3 protein-coding genes and 1 pseudogene are annotated in these 3,925 nt (G+C 43.7%); 1 reads left to right on the top strand and 3 read right to left on the bottom strand.

Features of this window, described 5'->3' with window-relative positions; genetic code table 11:
* Together SV253_06935 and SV253_06940 are read right to left on the bottom strand one after the other, a co-directional pair.
* Positions 1-629, bottom strand: a 629-nt coding sequence (locus tag SV253_06935) for a hypothetical protein (GenBank protein ID MDY6775796.1), incomplete at its 3' end; no start/stop codon positions are given.
* The gene (locus SV253_06940; protein ID MDY6775797.1) at positions 626-1,849 is read right to left on the bottom strand and encodes a hypothetical protein; all 1,224 of its coding nucleotides are present in this window, start codon (positions 1,847-1,849) and stop codon (positions 626-628) included. The genes SV253_06935 and SV253_06940, both read right to left, overlap by 4 nt.
* Before the next feature lie 85 nt (positions 1,850-1,934).
* On the opposite strand from SV253_06940, the pseudogene SV253_06945 reads away from it, so the two are divergent.
* A pseudogene (locus SV253_06945) lies at positions 1,935-2,080 on the top strand (IS1595 family transposase).
* A gap of 141 nt (positions 2,081-2,221) precedes the next feature.
* On the opposite strand, the gene SV253_06950 reads toward SV253_06945, so the two are convergent.
* Positions 2,222-3,430, bottom strand: coding sequence for an orc1/cdc6 family replication initiation protein (locus tag SV253_06950; protein MDY6775798.1), 1,209 nt, complete (start codon positions 3,428-3,430; stop codon positions 2,222-2,224).
* Positions 3,431-3,925: the final 495 nt, after the last annotated feature.

The raw sequence follows: 3,925 nt of genomic DNA on the forward strand, positions 1-3,925 counted from the left end.
TCTACCACTTCTTGTTCCTCTTCCTCTATTAACTCGGCTGCACCCTCCTCTACACTTTTGTCCTTAGGTGTGATTTCAGGGATTGTTTCCAGAAATGTACTAAATGGTTGGATACGGTGCCGAGTCCCTATTTTCATCTGCGGAACCCGCACCTTTTGGACACGCTTGACTTCATCCAACTGATCGTCTTCAAACTCAACTGGCCTCAACCGGTCCGCGGTATTTTGAGAAAACTGAGGAACACCTGCCAGACCAGCTTCTGACTCGGCGAGAATGGTTTCCGTTATGTCACCGGCCTTTAGTCTAAGCGTGGATTGTGTCTGGATTTGCGGTATTTGAACTGATTTTCCTCCTGCCGGTAGCTCCCTAATAAGATCAGTCGAATCTAACTTCGAATCCAGTTCTATTGTGATCTGTGGGACATCAAGTTGCTCTTCATCTTTTCCTTGGATGGCTTCGCCATCTGATTCCAGTCTTTCGGGTGAAGCAAGGGTGTTGTCTGTCTCTGTTGTATCACCTGATACAGATCTATTTTCTTTATCATCCCGCCGGTATTCTTGCTCTTCCCGATTACCCGTTATCTCTTGTTTGTCGTCCGTTTGTTTCTGCTTGGAATCATCGCCGGTCATAGCTTCTCCACCTCTAGCGAACTCTGATTGATGTGTAATTCATATTCAATTCGATTCAGTAGGAACAGTCCTGGAGAGAGTTCATCTAAAACCCGTAGAAGTGAGAGGTTGCGTTCCTCAGTTCCAGATGACCGGTTCCCACTTGTACTGTATCCATTGTAATTTAACTGATCGAGTCTGACACCGGAAATCCGGTATTCGGCTTTAGTATTATCTCCTTTCTTACCGGGGTACTTCTCGTCATTTCCAACGAGCTTAAGTCTGGTTTCTTCACCAGACAGTTCAAAATTAAGTCTGTCCGGGGTGTTCCATCCGATATTATCCAGCTTGTCGTGGGCTTCTTCTAAGAACTCTTTCTTGAAGTTTGGAACATCTGGGAAAGCCAGTCGGAGTGATTCACGGACCTCGCCATCGAACGCATCCCATACCAATTGACAGAATTCGACTAGCCGGTCACCTATCGAATTATCCCGATAATCGTACACCGTGTACTGTTGTTCCCGCTCCTCAACGTTTTCACCGGTCTCGTCGATGTCCGGAACGAACACTGGCTCCAAGCCTAACGTACCCTCAAGCCACTCCCACTGCTTTCGATCCTTCAGCTTCGGATAAGCGACTGATAGATACCGGTTTGTAGTCTTTGGAAGCGTCCACACGAATAGCGCCCGCTCATTATAATTCGGTAGAAGGTTCTGTAGTTTGTAAAGAAAATCACTCAGGAGCTTAGTGAATTTCTCTTGATCTGATAGTAGGTCGTAGAAATCATACTCAGCTTCTACCTCTTGATCGTAGATCATATCGTTCTCCTGGGCCTGTTGAATTACTTTTTCGGCCTCTTCCACTGCTTTGGCCACAAATTTAGCGAAAGGTGTGTCGTCGACAACTACTTTCGTTGACGGAGATATATCCTGGCGTTGCTTTTCGACTACATCCTTCAGGTCTGTAAACTGGAGGCCAAGCAACTCCTTGTAGAGTTTCGCTAAGCTTCTTTCACGATACCCTCCATTCTCATTAACTCCTCCGAGCAGGACTTGGGTGTAGTCCCACTGTTCCTGTAGCTCGTCGAAGGGCATCCCATCACATTTCCTCACGAGTTCCTGTCTGAACGCGTGCAGGGCTTTAGCTTCCTCAGCAAAGCCCCTCATTCGGTTTTTGAAATAAGGACTCCACCGTCCCTCGTCCGTATAATCAAACTCGGTGGCTTTGAGGCTTTGAGGCATATCTTCCAGTAGAACGTTAACGGATTTACGCTCTTCTGTAGTAGTGAATACTTATTTCTGAAAGGAGCTAATAGTTGGATTCAAGATGGTCAGCAGAGAGAGCGTTGATGAGGTCTTTCTGCCTGATAAAGAGGACTGTTTAGAATATCTCCGTAATCAGCGATGGTCAGAGGAGATAACGTGTCCGCACGTTTCGTGGCGTCTCAAAACACCATTATACAGGGTCGCTCATCTGTAGCAGTGAATACTTGCCGTTATTTTAGCTATACTTGACTATTCAGTCTGGCAGATCTATTCATCGACTTTCGCTAGGTATTCGCATCTACACATGAGCGTTCCACTAAATCAAATTTCGGAGATGCTGTATGAGCGTTATCTTTTTTCTCTAAGTATACTGGGGATCTCACCTAAGCGACTGTCTTGCTCTATCGTATTAAGTACAAGATCCATATCTGTATTGAGTTCATAAATATAGTATGAACCCCCCTGTCTACCGATATTTTTCTTCTCTCGGTTAAGGATCCCTTGGAGTGAAAGCTGTGATAGGTGATCGTGTATACGGCGCTTACTTAGAGTATCAGCATCTGCTTTATTTGCTATCTTCTTGTATCTCGGGTAAACATCGGCATTACGGACAGGTACTTCTCCCTTAATATCGAAGTCTAATATAGAAAGAAGAGTCAGCTTAGCATGGGTGGTTAAGTTTTCAATCCCTTCTTCTATTCTATCTTTTTCTCTTTCTTTCTGCGCCTTTCTAACATATTCTTCAGTCACTGAGTCATCTTCATTTCTACGAGCTATATCTCCTGCTTTATTGAGAAGCTCAAGAGCTTGACGAGCACTACCAGAATCTCTAGCTGCTAAGGCAGCACAGAGAGGTATGACGTCTTCATTAAGAACATCATCGTAGAAAGCTTTCTCTGCCCTTTTAGAGAGTATAGATTTGAGCTCATTAGCATCGTATGGAGGAAAATGAATCTCTTCTTCAGCGAGAGTGTCCCGAACTTTTGCGGAAAGATTTTCTCTAAACTCAAGGTCGTTTGAAATGCCTATTACTCCTATATTGCTGCTTTCGACGTATCCTTTAGCAACTGCTCTAGGGAGTCCGTACAGGATTTTATCGTTCTCGCCGATATTATCAATTTCATCGAGAACAATTAGGACAGTGCCTTCCTGTCTATCGATTTCTTCATACATCAGGTTAAACACTTTCTGTTCAGGATAGCCAGTTTCACTAATTCGTTCTTTGTCCTCACGGAGTTCGTTAGTTATCTCTACTGCAACTTGATACGAAGAAGTCAGATTTTCACAGGAGATATGAGCCGTAGAAATATCTATTTCGTATTTGTCCGCATCTTCTTTTAGATTCTGGAGAATATGTTTGGTGACTTCACTTTTTCCTACCCCCGTTTTACCATAAGCAAATATATTCTTGGGAGGGTCACCGTTCATCACAGGCTGGAGAATATCAACATACTCAGAGATCTCCTCGTCTCTTTCTTCGATGTCTTCCGGCTCATAGTCTTCTCGAAGTGGGGTCTCAGTACGGAAAATCGATTCGTCCGGCTCAAAGAGTCCCATACCTACTAGAGAAAGATTATCATACATAAAACCACCCCCTTCAAGTGTTTCAAGTGTTTCAAATGTTTTACTTCTTTAAATACTCCCACACCCCACTGTTTCAAGTGTTCCTAGCTTAAAACAACACCCTCAACTAGTTAGTTAGTTATTAAAAACAAAATATTTAATATAATACAATACATCTATTAGGTTTATGGGTAACTGAGACTTATTTTCAGTATTCTAGTATAGTGTCTAAATAGTATACGGATAGAATACCCCTAGTTATCCAGAACAGTTGAAACGATGGGGTGGGGGAGTCTTTGATTTGCTGAACTAACCAACATTTTCGGAGAATTGTCTAGAGATGTTGGTTAGCTAGGGGGAGAAATACACTCCAAAGCGGGTGTGGTAGTCGTTGGTGTTAAGCTGAGTCACCTGACTCAGGTTAACAGGGGCGGCTCTACTCGAACAGGTCTTCGAGAGCCTCGTCTATGAGATCGTCGACGTCTATAC

Origin of the sequence: Candidatus Afararchaeum irisae (assembly GCA_034190545.1) — an archaeon.
Taxonomy (GTDB): Archaea; Halobacteriota; Halobacteria; order Halobacteriales; family Afararchaeaceae; genus Afararchaeum; species Afararchaeum irisae.